The following is a 15,250-nucleotide window of genomic DNA, read 5'->3' as shown; positions in this document are numbered from 1 at the left end:
CGCGCGGGCGGGCCGTTAGGGTCGGGGGCATGGTGGGCGGGGTGGCGGAGCGGCTGGCGCGGGTGCGGGGGCGGATCGCCGCCGCGGAGGCCGCCGCCGGGCGCGAGCCGGGGTCGGTGCGGCTGCTGCTGGCGACGAAGACCCTGGACGTCGCGACCGTCCGGGAGGCCGTGCTCGCCGACGCCGCCGCGACCGCGACGACCGCCGGGCACGCGCGTCGGGTGCTGCTCGGGGAGAACCGGGTGCAGGAGCTGGTGGCCAAGGCGCCCGACCTCGCCGACCTGGCGCCGGAGCTGCACCTCATCGGCCCGCTGCAGTCCAACAAGGTGAACGCCGCGCTGCGCTGGGCGACCTGCGTGCAGAGCGTCGACTCCCCCGTGCTGGCCGAGCGGCTGGCCCGGCGGTGCGCCGACACCGACCGGGTGCTCGACGTGCTGGTGCAGGTGAACGTGTCCGGCGAGCCGACCAAGCACGGTGTCGCCCCGGGGGACGCGCTCGACCTGGTCCGGGCCGTCGCGGGCCTCGACCGGCTGCGGCTGCGCGGGTTCATGACCGTCGGCGCGAACTCCCCGGACGAGCGCGAGGTCCGCGCCGGGTACGCCGCGCTGCGCGATCTGCGGGACAAGGTCGTCGACTCCGGCGAGCCGGGCACGGCCGGCGCCGTGGAGCTGTCGATGGGCATGAGCCGCGACCTCGAGGCGGCGGTGGCCGAGGGCGCGACCGTCGTGCGGGTCGGCACCGCCGTGTTCGGCGCCCGACCGGCCCCACCGGTGCCGGCATGACCGACGACGGCCGGTTCCCCCGGCGGGTCTACGCCCGCGGGTCCGAGCCGGACGGCCGGTTCTCCCTGGCCAACGAGCGCACGTTCCTGGCCTGGGTCCGCACCGCGCTGGCGCTGCTCGCGGGCGGCGTGGCGCTCGAGGCGCTGGACCTGCCCGTCGAGCCGCACCTGCGGCTGGCGGCGTCGCTCGTGCTGCTGGTGCTCGGCATCGTCGCGCCCGTGCAGGCGTGGTTCGGCTGGGCACGCGCGGAGCGGGCGCTGCGCGAGCGGCGGCCGCTGCCAGCGCCGGTGCTGGGCGGGCCGCTCGCCGCCGGGGTCGCGCTGGCCGGTGCTCTGGTGCTGGTCGGGCTGCTGGTGCGGTGACCGGACCCGACGCGCAGCCCGGCGCGGCGCCCGGTGCACAGCCCGAGCGGACGGCGCTCGCGTGGCGACGCACCGCGCTGGCGCTGGCGGCGGGCGCCCTGGTCGGCGGGCGGGTGCTGGAGCCGTGGCTCGGACCGCTGGTGTGGCTGCCGGTCGCGGTCGGGGTGCTCGCGGCGGTCGCGCTGGCCCGGGCGGGCGGGCGCCGGGCCGCGCGGTGGTCCGCGGTGCTGTACGCGTCGTCGGACGCCCGCGTGCCCGGTGGCGGGCCGCTCGCCGTGACCGCAGCCGGGGCGGTCGTGCTGGGCGGTGCGGCGCTGGTCGTCGTGCTGCGGCACGCCGCGGCCGGCTGAGCGTTACCGCCCGTAGGCGGCGAACGGCCGGTCGGTCGGCACGATCTCCTTGCCCAGCGGCAGCAGCGACACCGGGATCATCTTGAGGTTCGCGACGGCCAGCGGGATCCCGACGATCGTCACCGCCTGCGCGAGCGCGGTGCTCAGGTGCCCGATCACGAGCCACCAGCCGGCGACGAGCACCCAGATCACGTTGCCGATCGCGGACCACGCGCCGGCCCGCGGGTGGTCGACGACCGTGCGCCCGAACGGCCACAGCGCGTAGCCGGCCATCCGGAACGACGCGATGCCGAACGGGATCGTCACGATCAGCACGCAGCAGATGATCCCGGCGAGCACGTAGCCCAGCGCGAGCCACAGGCCGCCGAACACGAGCCAGATGAGGTTGAGGAGTGCCTTCACCCCCTCAGCCTCGCCCACCCGGTGCGCCCGCGGTATCCGGGACCACCCCGAGCCGCCCCTGGTCCGCCGACACGGGACCGTCCGGGCTCACGGCACCCGCGCGGTCCACTCCGGGTTGCCGAACTTCTCCGCCACGAGCTCCTGCGCCCGGGCGAGCTCCTCGGGACGCAGCGCCCCGTCGACCGTGGTGTACCGGGAGCGGAAGTACGCGATGAACGCGTCGATGACGGCCTCGCGCGGCATGCCGGTCTGCGACCGCACCGGGTCGACCCGCTTGTTGGCGCTGGCCGTGCCCTTGTCGGACAGCTTCTCGCGGCCGATCCGCAGCACCTCGACCATCTTGTCCGCGTCGATGTCGTAGGCCATCGTCATGTGGTGCAGGACGGCCCCGCCGGCGAGGCGCTTCTGCGCGGAGCCCGCGATCTTGCCCGCGGGCGAGGCGATGTCGTTGAGCCCGGCGAAGGTCGCCGTGACCCCGACCTCGGCGAGCGCGCCGATCACCCAGTCGTCGAGGAACCGGTAGGACTGCTCGAACGAGAGGCCGTCGACCAGCGACGCGGGCACCACCAGCGAGAACGTGATGCAGTTGCCGGCCTCCATGAACATGGCGCCGCCGCCGGAGATCCGCCGGACCACGGTGACCCCGTGCTTCGCGACGCCCTCGGGGTCGACCTCGTTGCGCAGCGACTGGAACGAGCCGATGAACACCGCGCGCTCCTCCCACTCCCAGAACCGCAGGGTGGGGCCGCGCCGGCCGGCGGCGAGCTCCTCGGTGAGCACCTGGTCCAGTGCGCCCAGGACGGCGGGCGGCAGCGGGCCGGGGTGGATGAGCTCGAACGTGTGGTCCTGCCACCCGGTCGCGTGCCCGAGCGCGCGGCGCACCGCGATGGCGACGGACTCGGCGGTGAACCCGACCATCTGCACGGGCGACTCGACCCGGCCGTCGGACTCGGCCCGGCGCAGCTCGGCCTCGATCGCAGCGGTCAGGTCCGGCACGCGCGCCTGCGCGGGCTGCCCGCGCAGCGCCTGGTCGATCACCGCCAGCGCGGAGTCGGGCTCGAGGAAGAAGTCGCCGCTGACGCTCACCTGCGCGAGCGCACCGTCGACCACCTCCACGTCAGCCGCCACGAGCTTGCCACCGGGGACCTTGTACTCACCGCGCACGGTCCCGATCGTAGGCCCCCGACCGGCGGGCGTGGGCGCGGTCCTCAGCCCAGGGAGTCCAGGGCCCGCTGGGCGGCCGACGCGGCGACCTCGGCGAGCACCGCCGGGTCCCCGGGGTCGCCCGCGGGGTCGACCGCCGAGGCGGTGGTCGTCACGAGGGCGTTCCCCGCGAGCGCCGTCACCTCGACCTCGGGGCTGGTCGCGCCCTCGGCGGTGAGCACCTGCCGGTGCGCGGTGGTCGGCACCGCGCCGCGGTCGGTGGTCGGCGGCTCGGCGGTCCACGAGCCGCCGTCGACGCCCGGCGTCACCTGCTGGAACTGCGCACACTCCCCGAGCGTGCCCACCAGCGCGTCGAACGCGTCCCCCGCGGCCCCGGCGTCGGGCAGCACCGCGACCGTCTGCAGCACGACCACCACGTCCGACGTGGCCAACCGGCGCAGGAACACCTCCGGCTCCTGCTCGACGACCGTCACCGCCGGGGTGCAGGACGCGGGCTGGACGACCGAGCCCTCCGGCAGCCCCCACCGGGCGCCCTCGGCGTCCGCGAGGCTCAGCCCCGCGGCGTCCGGGACCGCCCGGGCCAGCTCGGCGTCGGTGAGGAACAGGTCGGCGGCGGTCGTGGCGTCGAACGCGCGCGGCGCTGAGGACCCGGGTGCGGGCTGCGCGGTCGCGCCGGCCGTCGTCGGCGCGGACGTCGTGCCCGCGGGGGTCGGGGGCGTCCCGGCGTCCGGCGACGGGGCCGGCGACCAGGGGCGCCACGCCACCAGCCCGGCGACCACCAGCGCCGCCACCAGCGCGACCAGCCAGGGCCAGAACCGGGAGCGGTCCGGTGCGGTCGGCGCGTCGGGTGCGCTGTCGGGCATGGACCGTCCTCCTCGTGGCGGCGGGTGTCCTCGGCCACGCTACGGGCGGGCGCCGACACCCGCGAGGGGGGCCTCGGTCAGCGCGCGACGATCCCGCGGTTCCGCAGGCCCCAGATCGCCGAGTCCGTCAGCGCCTCCCAGGCGGCCTCGATCAGGTTCGGCCCGACCCCGACGGTGGACCAGGCGGTCTGCCCGTCGCTGGTCTCGATGAGCACCCGGGTCACCGCGTCGGTGCCGTGCATGGCGTCGAGGATGCGGACCTTGAAGTCGATCAGCTCGAACGCCGCGAGCTCCGGGTACACCCGCTGCAGCGCGAGCCGCAGCGCGTGGTCCAGGGCGTTGACGGGACCGTTCCCCTCACCGGTCGCGACGATCCGCTCCCCGCCGGCGTGCAGCTTCACGGTCGCCTCGGCGGTCGCCGGGGTGCCGCGGGAGCCGGCCCGCTCGACGATCGTCCGCCAGCTCTCCACCCGGAAGTACCCGGGGCGGGCGCCGTCGACCTCCTCGGCGAGCAGCAGCTCGAAGGAGGCGTCGGCGGCGTCGTAGGTGTAGCCCTGCGCCTCGGCGTCCTTGACCCTGTTCGTCACCCGCGTGAGCACGTCGTGCCTGCCGGCCAGGTCGAACCCGAGCTCGCGGCCCTTGAGCTCGATGGACGCGCGGCCCGCCATCTCCGAGACGAGCATCCGCATGTCGTTGCCGACGGCCTGCGGGTCGATGTGCTGGTAGAGGTCGGGGTCGACCTTGATCGCCGACGCGTGCAGCCCGGCCTTGTGCGCGAAGGCGCTCGCACCGACGTACGGCTGGCGGGCGAACGGGGCGATGTTGGTGATCTCGCTGATCTGGTGCGCGATCCGGGTCATCTCCGCGAGGCCGCCGGGGCCGTCGGGCGGCGGGACCAGGACGCTGCGGCCGGTCTTGAGCTCGAGGTTCGCGACGGTCGCGAGCAGGTCGGCGTTCCCGGTGCGCTCCCCGTAGCCGTTGACCGTGCCCTGGAGGTGCACGGCGCCGGCCTCGACCGCCGCGATCGAGTTCGCGACCGCGCAGCCGGAGTCGTTGTGCGCGTGGATGCCGAGCCGGGTCAGCCGGTCGGCGGTGCCGAGCGCGGCGCGCAGGTCGCGGACCACCTCGGTGATCCCGGTCGGGAGCATCCCGCCGTTGGTGTCGCACAGCACGACCGTCTCGGCGCCCGCCTCGACCGCGGCGAGCACGACGTCACGCGCGTACGCGGGGTCGAACCGGAACCCGTCGAAGAAGTGCTCGGCGTCGACGACCACGCGCCGGCCCTCGCCGACCAGCAGCGCGACGGAGTCCGCGACCATCGCGAGGTTCTCCGCGCCCGTGGTGCGCAGGGCGCGCTCGACGTGCCGGGAGTCGCTCTTGGCGACGAGCGTGACGACCGGGGCCTCGGAGTCGAGCAGCGCCCGCAGCTGCGCGTCGTCCCACGCCCGGACGCCCGGCTTGCGGGTGGCACCGAACGCCGCGAGCACCGCGTGCCGCAGGTCGAGCTCCTTGGCCGCGCGCGCGAAGAACTCGGTGTCCTTCGGGATCGCGCCCGGCCAGCCGCCCTCGATGTACCCGACGCCGAGCTCGTCCAGCAGGGGCGCGATCGCGAGCTTGTCGGCGACCGACAGGTTCATGCCCTCCTGCTGGGCGCCGTCGCGCAGCGTCGTGTCGTAGACGTCGAACGCGGCGGGTCCGCCGGCGGCGGGGTGCGCGGTCCCGGTGCGGGGCAGGCGCGCGGGGGGCGTGGGCTGCGTGGGCTCAGCGGTCACGGGTCGTTCTTCTCTCGGCGAGGTGACGAGGACGGCGTGCGGTGCCGGGGTGGTGCACGGGTTGGTGCACGGGTTGGTGCACGGGTGGAGCAACAAAAAGACCCCCCGGGTTCGGGAGGTCGGCGCGTCCGCGGTGGTGGGCGGACGCGCTACGCGATGACGATCGGTCGGAGGTCGGTCACGACCCCATCGTGACACACGCCACGCCCGGCGTCAGCCCCGCCCAGCCCGCGAGACGCGCGGGCGGGCGCGGCCGACGACGACGCGTCAGACCAGACGGTGCATCCAGCCGTGGGTGTCGGCGGTGCGGCCGTACTGGATGTCCGTGAGGCGGGTGCGGATGCTCTGCATGACGGGCCCGGCGTGGCCGTCGCCCACGGTCTCGTCGAAGTCGGTGCCGGCGAGCCGGCCGATCGGGGTGACCACCGCGGCGGTGCCGCAGGCGAACACCTCGGCGACGCTGCCGTCGCGCAGGCCGGCGAGCAGCTCGGTCAGCGGGATGTCCCGCTCGGTGACCTCGCGACCGTCCTCGGTGAGCAGCTGCAGGATGGACGAGCGCGTGACGCCCTCGAGGATCGAGCCGGTCAGGCGCGGGGTCGACACCGAGCCGTCGGCGTGCACGACGAACACGTTCATGCCGCCGAGCTCCTCGATCAGGGTGCCGGTCGCGGCGTCGAGGAAGCAGACCTGCTCGCAGCCGCGGGCGTAGGCCTCCTGCTGGGGCAGCAGGCTCGCGGCGTAGTTGCCGCCGCACTTCGCCGCACCGGTGCCGCCGGCCGCGGCGCGCGCGTAGTCCTGGGACACCCAGATCGACACCGGCTGCACGCCGCCCGCGAAGTAGGAGCCGACCGGGGAGGCGATGACCAGGTACTCGGCCTCGAGGCTGGGCCGCACGCCGAGGAACGCCTCGGACGCGTACATGAACGGCCGCAGGTACAGCGACGTCTCCTCGCCCGACGGCACCCAGTCGACGTCGGTCCGCACGAGGGCGGTGACCGAGCCGAGGAAGTCCTCGGTGGACAGCTCGGGCAGGGCGAGCCGGCGGGCGGAGCGCTGCAGCCGCTCGGCGTTCGCCCAGGGGCGGAACGTCCACACCGACCCGTCGTCGTGCCGGTAGGCCTTCATGCCCTCGAAGATCTCCTGCGCGTAGTGCAGGACGGCGGTCGCGGGGTCGAGCTGCAGCGGGCCGTACTTCTCGACGCGGCGGTCGTGCCAGCCCAGGCCCTCGGTCCACGTGACGCGCGCCATGTGGTCGGTGAAGACGGTGCCGAACTTCGGGGTGGCGAGCAGCGACTCCCGCTCGGCGTCGGGCCGCGGGCTGTCGGAGGGGCGCACCTCGAAGGGTGCGGCCAGGTCGGTCGTGTCGGAGGTGCTCATGAGTCTGCGGCCTTTCACCAGGAGTCGGTCTGACGGTACCTGGGCGACGGCCGGATGGGCACGGCGCTGCCCCTCGACGCGGCTGCGGCGAGGGGCGGGCGCCCGGAGCGGATCAGCCGGCGATGCGCGCGGCGAGGTCCTGGCCCACCTCGGCCGTCGTGCGTACTCGGCCGGCTCGCTCGAGGACGTCGGCGGCGACGGCGGCCTCGACCCGGGCGGCGGCGTCGGCCTCGCCCAGGTGCTCGAGCAGCAGCGCGACGGACAGCACGGTCGCGGTGGGGTCGGCCTTGCCCTGCCCGGCGATGTCCGGGGCGGAGCCGTGCACGGGCTCGAACATGCTCGGCGCGGTGCGGTCCGGGTTGATGTTCGCGGACGCCGCGAGCCCGATGCCGCCGACGATCGCGGCGGCGAGGTCGGTGAGGATGTCGCCGAACAGGTTGTCGGTGACGATCACGTCGAACCGGGCCGGGTCGGTGACCAGGAAGATGGTCGCGGCGTCGACGTGCAGGTAGTCGACCGTGACGTCGGGGAACTCGGCGTTGACGGCCTCGACCGTGCGGCGCCACAGGTGCCCGGCGTGCACGAGCACGTTGTGCTTGTGCACCAGCGTCAGCTTCTTGCGCGGGCGGGCGGCGGCCCGGGCGAACGCGTCGCGGACCACGCGCTCGACGCCGAACGCCGTGTTGACGCTGACCTCGTTGGCGACCTCGTGCGGGGTGCCGACGCGGATGGCGCCGCCGTTGCCGACGTACGGGCCCTCGGTGCCCTCGCGGACGACGACGAAGTCGACCTCGCCCGGGTCGGCCAGCGGGGACGCCACGCCGGCGTAGAGCTTGGAGGGACGCAGGTTCACGTAGTGGTCCAGGGCGAACCGCAGCCTGAGCAGCAGCCCGCGCTCGAGGACGCCGGACGGGACGCCCGGGTCGCCGATCGCGCCGAGCAGGATCGCGTCGTGGGTGCGGATCGCCGCGAGGTCGGCGTCGGTCAGCGTCTCCCCCGTGGCGTGCCAGCGGCGCGCACCGAGGTCGTACTCCGTCGTGGTGACCGTCGAGCCGGAGCCGGACAGCGCCGCGTCCAGGGCGAGGAGCCCCTGCTCCACGACCTCCGTACCGATGCCGTCACCAGCGACGACTGCCAGGTTGATCTGCTGCGCCATGCCGGCCACCCTAGTCACGCGTCTTACGGAACGGGACGGCCGTCTCAGGCCTCGGACACGAGCTCGGACGGGCCGCGGTCGCCGGGCCGGGGGTACAGGAGCTCGAACCGCTCCGTCACGACGGGCATCCCCGGGGCGAACGCCGCGCCGAGCGGCTCCAGCGCCCGGTGCCAGTACGCCTCGTGCTCGGTGCGCCACGACGCGAGCGTCCGGTCGCCCTCGCCCTCCGCGGCCGCCAGGTCCTCGTCGACCTGGTCGAACGGCACGGTCTCGACGGCGGTCGTGCGGACCAGCGCCGCCGGTCGGCCCGCGCTGTCCAGCACGATCGCGAGGTCCCCGCGCCGAGGGAGCGCCTCGCCCGCGAGCTCGTACTCGACCAGGGCGGACGACGTCGCGGTCTTCTCCCCCGCGAGCACCAGGCCCAGCAGGCGGTCGGCGAGCTCGGGGTCGTCGCCGAACGTCCAGGTCGGCGGCACCATCGACCCGGACACCCCCGGCCCCGCCACGGCGGCGACCCGGACGACGCCGGCCCGGACTCGGGCGACCTCCCAGAACGCGAGGATCTCGTCGGCGTGCGGGGCGTCGGTGTCCGTCATGCGACCCATCCTCCCCCACGTCGCGCGCGCCTTCCCGGGAACGGCCGACGCCGAGACAGGTCCTCCCGACCGAGACAGGGCCGTGGGAGGTCCTGTCTCGGCGCGGGAGTCCTGTCTCGGCGTCAGCAGCGCGGGCGTGCGACCGTCAGCGCGCGGCCGAGCCCTCCACGTAGTCCGTGTCCGAGGGCTTGACCCACGCGAACAGCTTGCGCAGCTCGCGGCCCACGGGCTCGATCGGGTGGTTCTGGCCCTTGGCGCGCAGCTCCTGGAACTCGGGGGCGCCCGCGTCCTGGTCGGCGATGAACCGCTCCGCGAAGACGCCGTTCTGGATGTCCGCGAGGACGGCCTTCATGTTCTCCTTCACCTCGGGCGTGATGACCCGGGGACCGGAGACGTAGTCGCCGTACTCGGCGGTGTCGGACACCGACCAGCGCTGCTTGGTGATGCCGCCCTCCCAGATGAGGTCGACGATCAGCTTGAGCTCGTGCAGCACCTCGAAGTACGCGACCTCGGGCTGGTAGCCGGCCTCGGTCAGCGTCTCGAAGCCGTACTGGATCAGCTGGGACACACCACCGCACAGGACGGCCTGCTCGCCGAACAGGTCGGTCTCGGTCTCCTCGGTGAACGTGGTCTTGATGCCGGCCGCACGCAGGCCGCCGATGCCCTTCGCGTAGGACAGCGCGAGCTGCCAGGCGGCGCCGGACGCGTCCTGCTCGACGGCGACGATCACGGGCACGCCGCGGCCGTCGACGTACTCGCGGCGCACCAGGTGGCCCGGGCCCTTGGGGGCGACCATGACGATGTCGTGGCCGGCCTCGGGCTTGATGTAGCCGAACCGGATGTTGAAGCCGTGGCCGAACACCAGGGCCGCGCCCTCGCGCAGGTTCGGGGCGATCTCGTCGCGGTAGATGTGCCGCTGGACCTGGTCCGGGGCGAGGATGACGACGACGTCGGCGCCCTTGACCGCGTCGGCGACCGTCGCGACCGCGAGGCCCTCGTTCTCCGCCTTGGCCCGGGAGGCCGAGCCCTCGCGCAGGCCGACGGTGACGTCGACGCCCGAGTCGCGCAGGTTCAGCGCGTGCGCGTGCCCCTGGCTGCCGTAGCCGATGACGGCGACCTTCTTGTTCTGGATGACCGACAGGTCGGCGTCGTCGTCGTAGAACAGCTCAGCCACGATGGTTCTCCTTGGTGATCGGGTGGTGGGAGGTCAGGCGGACCGGCTGACGCGCTCGAGCGCCCGGTCCGTGATGGAGCGCGGGCCGCGGCCGATGGCCACCGTGCCCGACTGGACGATCTCGCGGATGCCGAACGGCTCGAGCGCCGCGAGCAGCGCGGAGAGCTTCGACGGCCCGCCGGTCGCCTCGATGGTGACGGTGTCGGGCACGACGTCGACGACGTGCGCGCGGAACAGGTCGACGACCTCGAGCACCTGGGTGCGGGTGGCGCCCTCGGCGCGCACCTTCACCAGCAGGAGTTCGCGCTGCACGGAGGCGGCGTCCTCGAGCTCGACGATCTTCAGCACGTTGATGAGCTTGTTCAGCTGCTTGGTGACCTGCTCCAGCGGCAGCTGGTCCACGTCGACCACGACGGTGATCCGGGAGATCTCGTCGTGCTCGGTGGGGCCCACCGCGAGGGAGTGGATGTTGAACGACCGCCGGGCGAACAGGCCGGCGACCCGGGTGAGGACGCCGGGCTTGTTCTCGACGAGCACGGAGAGGGTGTGACGGCTCATGATCTGCTCTTTCTCCCCGCTCAGTCTTCGCGGTCCCACGCCGGGCTGATGCCCCGCGCGTACTGGATGTCGTCGTTGGGCACGCCGGCGGCGACCATCGGCCACACCATCGAGTCGCGCGACACGGTGAAGTCCACGACCACGGGCTGGTCGTCGATCTCGAGCGCGCGCTTGATGGTGGCGTCCACGTCGGCGCGGGTCTCGCAGCGCAGCCCCACGGCGCCGTAGGCGTCGGCGAGCTTGACGAAGTCGGGCACCCGCACCGTGCCGTGGCCGGTGTTGAGGTCGGTGTTGGAGTACCGGGACTCGTAGAACAGGGTCTGCCACTGGCGGACCATGCCCAGCGAGGAGTTGTTGATCACCGCGACCTTGATCGGGATCTCGTTGATCGTGCAGGTCGCGAGCTCCTGGTTGGTCATCTGGAAGCAGCCGTCGCCGTCGATCGCCCAGACGGTGCGCGACGGGTCGCCGACCTTGGCGCCCATCGCCGCGGGGACGGAGAAGCCCATCGTGCCGAGCCCGCCGGAGTTCAGCCACGAGTTCGGCCGCTCGTAGCGGATGAACTGCGCGGCCCACATCTGGTGCTGCCCCACGCCGGCCGCGAAGATCGCCTCCGGGCCGGAGATCTCGCCGATCCGGGAGATCACGTGCTGCGGGGCGAGGTGCCCGTCGGTCGGCTCGTCGAACCCGAGCGGGAAGGTCTCGCGCCACGAGTCGATCTGGTGCCACCAGGCGGCCAGGTCGGGCTTGCCGTGGTGCGCGTGCTCCTTGGCGAGCTCGGGCAGCAGGTCGGTGATGACCTCGCGCAGGTCGCCGACGATCGGCACGTCCGCGGCGCGGTTCTTGCCGATCTCCGCCGGGTCGATGTCCGCGTGCACGATCGCCGCGTTGGGCGCGAACGACGACAGCTTGCCGGTGACCCGGTCGTCGAACCGCGCGCCGAGGGCGACCACGAGGTCCGCCTTCTGCAGCGCGGCGACGGCGGCGACGGTCCCGTGCATCCCGGGCATGCCGAGGTTCTGCGGGTGGCTGTCGGGCAGCGCGCCGCGGGCCATCAGGGTCGTGACGGCGGCGGCACCGGACGCGTCGACCAGGCGGCGCAGCTCGGCGGCCGCGCCGGAGCGGATCACGCCGCCGCCGATCATCAGCACCGGCCGGCGGGCGGTCGCGAGCAGCCGGGCGGCCTCCCGGATCTGCTTCGCGTGCGGCTTGGTCACCGGGTGGTAGCCCGGCAGGTCGAGCTGCTGCGGCCAGGAGAACGTCGTGTCGGTCTGCATCGCGGACTTCGCGATGTCCACCAGCACGGGGCCGGGCCGGCCGGTCGAGGCGATGTGGAACGCCTCGGCGATGGTCCGGGGGATGTCGGCGGGGTCGGTCACCAGGTAGTTGTGCTTGGTGATCGGCAGCGTGATGCCGACGATGTCGGCCTCCTGGAACGCGTCCGTGCCGATCAGCGGCGCCGCGACCTGGCCGGTGATCGCGACCAGCGGGATCGAGTCCATGTTGGCGTCGGCGATCGGGGTGACCAGGTTGGTCGCGCCGGGGCCGGACGTGGCCATGCAGACGCCGACGCGGCCGGTGGCCTGGGCGTAGCCGGTGGCCGCGTGGCCGCCGCCCTGCTCGTGCCGCACGAGGATGTGCCGCAGGCGGGTGGAGTCCATCAGCGGGTCGTAGGTGGGCAGGATCGCGCCGCCGGGGATGCCGAAGACGACCTCGGCGCCGGCCTCCTCGAGCGAGCGGACGATCGACTTGGCACCCGTGACCTGCTCGGTGACGACGGGGCGCGGCCGGCTGGACGCGGCGGGCTCGGCCGCGGGGCGGACGTGCTCGGTCGCGGCCGTGGCGGCCGGCCGGCGGGGCGGTGCCGGGTGGGGGCCCTGGACCATCGGTGTCTCCTGGCGTCGGTGCTGGTGGAGCTGCGGGGTGGCACGAAAAAACCCCTCGGGCCCGGTGGGACCGGCTGGGCCGGACCGGACGAGGGGTGCGCGCGCGGGCGTTGCCTTCCTGGGGGGTGGCTTCAGCCTGCGCGCCCGGGAAGTACTACGAGGAGGTTCGTCCGCATGTCCAGGACACTACGCCCCGGCCGCGACGGTGTCACGCCCACCCGGGCGCGTCTCACATCGTGGTCCACGAGTCCAGCAAGTGAACGACGGCGCTGGACGGAACCGGTCCCCGCTCCGATCCCGAGCCCCAGCGGCGCGGCGGGCCCCCGCCGGAGCGCCCCCGCTCCTAGCCTCGGAGCATGAGCCGACTCCCCCACGTCCGCCGCCCCCTGCTCGCGGCCACCGCCGTCGCGTCGCTCGCGCTCGTCGCCGCCTGCGGCACCGCGGACTCCGGCTCGGACGACCCCAGCACCCCCGCCGGCGGCCCGACCGCCACGACCGCGGCGCCCTCCCCGGACCCGACACCCACGACCACCGGCGGCAGCGAGGCCGCCGACCCGGACCCCGAGGCCGACGCCGCCGCCCCGCCGTTCCCGGCCGACACCTCCGTCGACACCGCCGACCCGACCGGCGACGCCGCGCTCACCGTCACCGACGTCCGGGTCGGCCACCACGACGGGTACGACCGGGTCGTCCTCGAGCTGGCCGGGACCGGCACCCCGGGCTGGCGGGTCGAGTACGTGGACGCCGCGGTCGAGGACCCCACCGGCGAGACCGTCGACCTGGCCGGCGACAGCGTGCTCCAGGTCGTCGTGACCGGGGCGGCGTACCCGTTCGAGACCGGTGCGACCGAGTTCCCGCTGAAGCAGCCCGTGACGGCGGCCGGGACCACGGTCGTCACCGAGTCCGTGCTTGTGGGGACGTTCGAGGCGCAGACCCAGGCGTTCGTCGGCGTCACCGGGTCGCCGGCCCCGTTCCGCGCCTACCTCCTGGAGAACCCGACCCGCGTGGTCGTGGACGTCCAGGGCTGACCCCCGGGCGGCGGGCGCGGGTGCGCCCGCTCAGTCGCGCCGGTGCACCCGGGCCTCCCAGGGCCGCAGCGTCGTCGGACCCGGTCGCGCGCCGTCCGGGCCCGCGGGGTCGTCGTCGTGCGTGCCCAGCACCAGCGGGCCCCAGGCGCCGTCGCCGTCCACCGGCCACGCGTCGCCCAGGTCCACCTCGCGCTCCTCACCGGAGACGTTCACGACCACCAGCAGCGTCGCGCCGTCGAGCGAGCGCGTGTACGCGTAGACCTGCTCGTCGTGCGGCAGCAGCATCGTGAAGTCGCCCAGCGCGACCACCGGGTCGGACTTGCGCAGCGCGATCAGCGCCCGGTGGTGGTGGAACACCGACCGCGGGTCGGCGCGCTCCGCCTCGGCGTTGACCTCGGTGTGGTTCGGGTTGACGTCCAGCCACGGCTCCCCGGTCGTGAACCCGGCGTGCCGCGACGCGTCCCACTGCACCGGCGTGCGCGCGTTGTCCCGGCTCATCGCGGCCAGCCCGGCCAGCAGCTGCTCGTCGGTCGCCGACCCGAGCGCGCGCGCCTGCTCGACGTGCCGCAGCGACTCGATGTCCCGGTACCGGTCGAACCGGTCGTAGTGCGCGTTCGTCATCCCGAGCTCCTCGCCCTGGTAGACGTACGGCGTCCCCCGGTGCAGGTGCAGCAGGGTCGCCAGCGCCCGCGCGGACTCCCGGCGGTACCGCCCGTCGTCCCCGAACCGCGACACCACGCGGGGCTGGTCGTGGTTGTCCCAGTAGAGGCTGTTCCAGCCCACGTCCTGCAGCCCGTGCTGCCAGCGGCCGAACGTCGCCTTGAGGTCGGTCAGCCGCAGGGGGCGCGGGTCGAACTTCCCGCCGGGCCCGTGGTCGAGGCCGACGTGCTCGAACTGGAACACCATGTCGACCTCGGCGCGCGCCGGGTCGGTGAACAGCCGCGCCTGCTCGACGGTGACCCCGGGCATCTCCCCCACGGTCAGCAGCCGGTCGGGTCGGCCCGCGAACACCTCGCGGTGCATCTCCGCCAGGAACTCGTGGATCCGCGGCCCGCTCGTGTACGACGCGGACCCGTCGCCCCACACGCCCGCGACGACGGGGCCGTCGGGCAGCGACGTGTCCTTGGAGATCAGGTTGATGACGTCCATCCGGAACCCGTCGACCCCACGGTCGAGCCACCAGCGCATCATCGCGTGCACGGCCCGCCGGACCTCGGGGTTCTCCCAGTTGAGGTCCGGCTGCTTGCTGCTGAACAGGTGCAGGTAGTACTCGCCGGTCGCCTCGTCCAGCTCCCAGGTCGACCCCGAGAAGAACGAGTGCCAGTTGGTCGGCTCCGCGCCGGGCTCGCCGGCGACCGCCCCCTCGCGCGCCGGGCGCCACCAGTACCAGTCGCGCTTCGGGCTGTCGACGGACGACCGGCTCTCGACGAACCACGGGTGCTCGTCGGACGTGTGGTTGACCACCAGGTCCATCACCAGCTTCATCCCGCGGTCGTGCAGCGCCGCGATCAGCTCGTCCAGGTCGGCGAGCGTGCCGAACGACGGGTCGACGTCCTGGTAGTCGCTGATGTCGTAGCCGTTGTCGTCCTGCGGCGAGCGGTAGATCGGCGACAGCCACACCACGTCGACGCCCAGCGCCTCCAGGTGGTCGAGGCGGGACAGGACGCCCCGCAGGTCACCGATCCCGTCGCCGTCCGAGTCCTGGAACGACCTCGGGTAGATCTGGTAGACGGTGGCTCGGGTCCACCAGGGCGCGTCCTCGACGGTGAAGGCCATGCCC

15 protein-coding genes are annotated in these 15,250 nt (G+C 74.0%); 4 read left to right on the top strand and 11 right to left on the bottom strand.

Going from position 1 to position 15,250, the window contains the following annotated elements:
- The first annotated feature begins 29 nt into the window (after positions 1 to 29).
- Genes ACFVXN_RS16675 through ACFVXN_RS16665 form a run of 3 tightly spaced genes read left to right on the top strand, consistent with a single transcriptional unit; the run spans position 30 to position 1,494 of the window.
- The gene (locus ACFVXN_RS16675; RefSeq protein ID WP_389234994.1) at positions 30 to 782 is read left to right on the top strand and encodes a YggS family pyridoxal phosphate-dependent enzyme; all 753 of its coding nucleotides are present in this window, start codon (positions 30 to 32) and stop codon (positions 780 to 782) included.
- Complete coding sequence (locus ACFVXN_RS16670) at positions 779 to 1,144, top strand: YidH family protein (protein WP_389234991.1); 366 nt, start codon at positions 779 to 781, stop codon at positions 1,142 to 1,144. Before ACFVXN_RS16675 ends, ACFVXN_RS16670 begins: the two co-directional genes overlap by 4 nt.
- A complete protein-coding gene (locus tag ACFVXN_RS16665; RefSeq protein WP_389234988.1) occupies positions 1,141 to 1,494 on the top strand; it encodes a DUF202 domain-containing protein in 354 nt (117 codons plus the stop codon). The genes ACFVXN_RS16670 and ACFVXN_RS16665 overlap by 4 nt, the downstream gene beginning before the upstream one ends.
- A 3-nt stretch (positions 1,495 to 1,497) precedes the next feature.
- Here the strand turns inward: ACFVXN_RS16665 and ACFVXN_RS16660 are convergent, their stop codons facing one another.
- From ACFVXN_RS16660 to ACFVXN_RS16615, 10 genes are all read right to left on the bottom strand, one after another.
- Complete coding sequence (locus tag ACFVXN_RS16660; RefSeq protein WP_389234985.1) at positions 1,498 to 1,896, bottom strand: YccF domain-containing protein; 399 nt, start codon at positions 1,894 to 1,896, stop codon at positions 1,498 to 1,500.
- Positions 1,897 to 1,983: 87 nt separating this feature from the next.
- Complete coding sequence (locus ACFVXN_RS16655) at positions 1,984 to 3,060, bottom strand: biotin/lipoate A/B protein ligase family protein (RefSeq protein WP_389234982.1); 1,077 nt, start codon at positions 3,058 to 3,060, stop codon at positions 1,984 to 1,986.
- A 44-nt stretch (positions 3,061 to 3,104) separates the two neighbouring features.
- Positions 3,105 to 3,923, bottom strand: a complete 819-nt coding sequence (locus tag ACFVXN_RS16650) for a sensor domain-containing protein (RefSeq protein WP_389234979.1) — start codon at positions 3,921 to 3,923, stop codon at positions 3,105 to 3,107.
- A 77-nt stretch (positions 3,924 to 4,000) separates the two neighbouring features.
- Positions 4,001 to 5,560 (bottom strand): citramalate synthase, encoded by a 1,560-nt coding sequence (cimA, locus tag ACFVXN_RS16645; RefSeq protein WP_389235508.1) that lies wholly within the window; start codon positions 5,558 to 5,560, stop codon positions 4,001 to 4,003.
- A gap of 402 nt (positions 5,561 to 5,962) precedes the next feature.
- Positions 5,963 to 7,072 (bottom strand): branched-chain amino acid aminotransferase, encoded by a 1,110-nt coding sequence (locus ACFVXN_RS16640; RefSeq protein WP_389234976.1) that lies wholly within the window; start codon positions 7,070 to 7,072, stop codon positions 5,963 to 5,965.
- Positions 7,073 to 7,184: 112 nt separating this feature from the next.
- Entirely contained in the window at positions 7,185 to 8,228 is a 1,044-nt protein-coding gene (locus tag ACFVXN_RS16635; protein ID WP_389234973.1) for a 3-isopropylmalate dehydrogenase, read from the bottom strand.
- 44 nt (positions 8,229 to 8,272) lie between these two features.
- Complete coding sequence (locus tag ACFVXN_RS16630; protein ID WP_389234970.1) at positions 8,273 to 8,824, bottom strand: ASCH domain-containing protein; 552 nt, start codon at positions 8,822 to 8,824, stop codon at positions 8,273 to 8,275.
- A 145-nt stretch (positions 8,825 to 8,969) separates the two neighbouring features.
- Complete coding sequence (gene ilvC, locus ACFVXN_RS16625; RefSeq protein ID WP_389234967.1) at positions 8,970 to 9,998, bottom strand: ketol-acid reductoisomerase; 1,029 nt, start codon at positions 9,996 to 9,998, stop codon at positions 8,970 to 8,972.
- Between the two features lie 33 nt (positions 9,999 to 10,031).
- Positions 10,032 to 10,556 (bottom strand): acetolactate synthase small subunit, encoded by a 525-nt coding sequence (ilvN, locus tag ACFVXN_RS16620; RefSeq protein ID WP_389234964.1) that lies wholly within the window; start codon positions 10,554 to 10,556, stop codon positions 10,032 to 10,034.
- Between the two features lie 20 nt (positions 10,557 to 10,576).
- Positions 10,577 to 12,442 carry an acetolactate synthase large subunit gene (locus ACFVXN_RS16615; protein ID WP_389234961.1) on the bottom strand — a complete coding sequence of 622 codons (1,866 nt, stop codon included), beginning with the start codon at positions 12,440 to 12,442 and terminating at the stop codon, positions 10,577 to 10,579.
- Positions 12,443 to 12,798: 356 nt separating this feature from the next.
- Here ACFVXN_RS16615 and ACFVXN_RS16610 point away from each other — a divergent pair, with 356 nt between their 5' ends.
- A complete protein-coding gene (locus ACFVXN_RS16610) occupies positions 12,799 to 13,470 on the top strand; it encodes a hypothetical protein (protein ID WP_389234958.1) in 672 nt (223 codons plus the stop codon).
- A gap of 30 nt (positions 13,471 to 13,500) precedes the next feature.
- On the opposite strand, the gene ACFVXN_RS16605 is transcribed toward ACFVXN_RS16610, so the two are convergent.
- Complete coding sequence (locus ACFVXN_RS16605) at positions 13,501 to 15,246, bottom strand: alpha-glucosidase (RefSeq protein WP_389234955.1); 1,746 nt, start codon at positions 15,244 to 15,246, stop codon at positions 13,501 to 13,503.
- Positions 15,247 to 15,250: the final 4 nt, after the last annotated feature.

The organism is Cellulomonas sp. NPDC058312, from assembly GCF_042880135.1.
Classification (GTDB): Bacteria; Actinomycetota; Actinomycetes; order Actinomycetales; family Cellulomonadaceae; genus Cellulomonas.
The sequence above is the reverse complement of the archived record's forward strand: the minus strand, read 5'-3'. Positions and strand labels throughout refer to the sequence as shown.